Origin of the sequence: Moorena sp. SIO4G3 (assembly GCF_010692305.1) — a bacterium.
Lineage (GTDB): Bacteria > Cyanobacteriota > Cyanobacteriia > Cyanobacteriales > Coleofasciculaceae > Moorena > Moorena producens_A.
This window is the reverse complement of the sequence record NZ_JAAHIG010000714.1, coordinates 1-1,623: the sequence shown is the minus strand read 5'-3', so window position 1 is coordinate 1,623 and position 1,623 is coordinate 1. Positions and strand designations below refer to the sequence as shown.

Annotated in this window: 2 protein-coding genes; both read left to right on the top strand. The window is 44.9% G+C overall.

Translation table 11 applies throughout. From position 1 onward, the window contains the following. A partial coding sequence (locus F6J99_RS44855) for a reverse transcriptase N-terminal domain-containing protein (protein ID WP_365975528.1) occupies positions 1–280 on the top strand: 280 nt, incomplete at its 5' end. A gap of 95 nt (positions 281–375) precedes the next feature. Continuing rightward, on the top strand, positions 376–1,539 hold the full coding sequence (locus F6J99_RS44850; RefSeq protein ID WP_365975526.1) for a reverse transcriptase domain-containing protein: 1,164 nt from the start codon (positions 376–378) through the stop codon (positions 1,537–1,539). The last annotated feature ends 84 nt before the right edge of the window (positions 1,540–1,623 follow it).

The window sequence follows — 1,623 nt, the reverse complement described above, 5'->3', positions numbered from 1 at the left end:
AGTTTATAAAGCAGTTCGAGAAGGAAACCTACGGAAAGCCAGGTCTCTACAGAAACTGATAATGAAATCCCGGTCAGCTCAACTCTTGGCAATCCGACAAGTGACTCAGCTCAATCGAGGAAAAAGAACCGCCGGAATAGATGGGAAACATCACCTATCCTACAAGGAAAGGTTCGAGGTACTTAAAAAACTAGTATCTAGTGCGGAAAACTGGACGCACCAAGGCTTAAGGGAAATCCCAATAGCCAAGAAAAACGGTCAGAAGTTACCGCAAGAATAGGGCAGCCTTAATCATAAAGTTTTGACCCTTTTGCCCATAGCCGACCAACCATAAAGGCTGCCCTATTCTAAGGTTTCGTCTCCGGAAGTACGAGAATGTTGAAAGTACCAACAATCCAAGATAGAGCATGGCAGTGTCTAGCAAAATTCGCTCTCGAACCAGCTCACGAAGCTACGTTCAGTGCCTACAGCTACGGATTCAGAACTGGCAGATGTGCCCAAGACGCACAAAAAATGCTATTCCAAAACCTGAACTCAGTAAAAAATGGCATAAAGAAAAGAGTAATCGAGCTAGACATCAAGAAGTGCTTCGACCGCATCTCCCACGACTCCATTATGGATAGATTGCTAGCTCCTGCGGGTCTGAAGATAGGGATATTCAGATGTCTAAAAGCAGGCATCAATCCGGAATTCCGGGAGCAAGGAACGCCCCAAGGTGGTGTAGTCAGCCCACTCCTCGCCAACATAGCACTTAACGGAATAGAGGAAATAAACCCCAAAGTCAGAAGCATCAGATACGCCGACGACATGGTAATAATCCTCAAGCTAAAAGATAACGCCGAGAAGGTACTGAATAAAATCAAAGCCTTCTTAGCAGAACGCGGGATGGAAATCAGTGAAGAAAAGACCAAGCTAACCAAAACGACAGACGGATTTGACTTCCTGGGGTGGAGAGTCCGCGTCCAGAAAAACGGAAAATTCCGATGTATTCCCTCAGAGGAAAACCATCGGAATATACGCAAGAAAATCAAAACCGTGGTTAATAACTCGAATTATGGAGCTGAAATTAAAGCCAAGAAACTAGCACCAATCGTACGTGGGTGGAGGAATTATCACAAAAGTTGTGACATGAGCAGTTCCCGAGATAGTTTATGGTTTATGAATAAAACCGCAAACCGTAAATTCCGAAAGGAAAAGAAAGTAGACCGGTATAGAGCCAATGAACTATGCAAGAAAGCCTTTCCAGCTGTAGGATATGAACAAAACCAACATGTAAATGTAAAAGGGACTAAGTCCCCATATGACGGAGACTTAGTCTACTGGAGCAAAAGGAACTCCAAATTATACGATAATGCTACCTCAAAAGCTTTAGACAGGCAAAACCATTCCTGTGGACATTGCGGACTGAAATTCATAGATGAAGAAAGAGTACACCTCCACCACATCGACGAAAATCACGGCAACTGGAAAGAAGACAACCTCATGGCTGTCCATCAAAGCTGCCACCAGCAATTACACTGGAGCCAAAAAGATACTTAGGAGCCGTATGCGGTGAAAGTCGCACGTACGGTTCTGGAACGGAGGTGCCCCGGATAATACCGGGCATCGACCGCAACAGCAACT

What these genes read in the sequence shown, in the direction of transcription:
- F6J99_RS44850 (WP_365975526.1), top strand. Translation starts at nt 376, where the DNA reads ATGTTGAAAGTACCAACAATCCAAGATAGAGCATGGCAGTGTCTAGCA.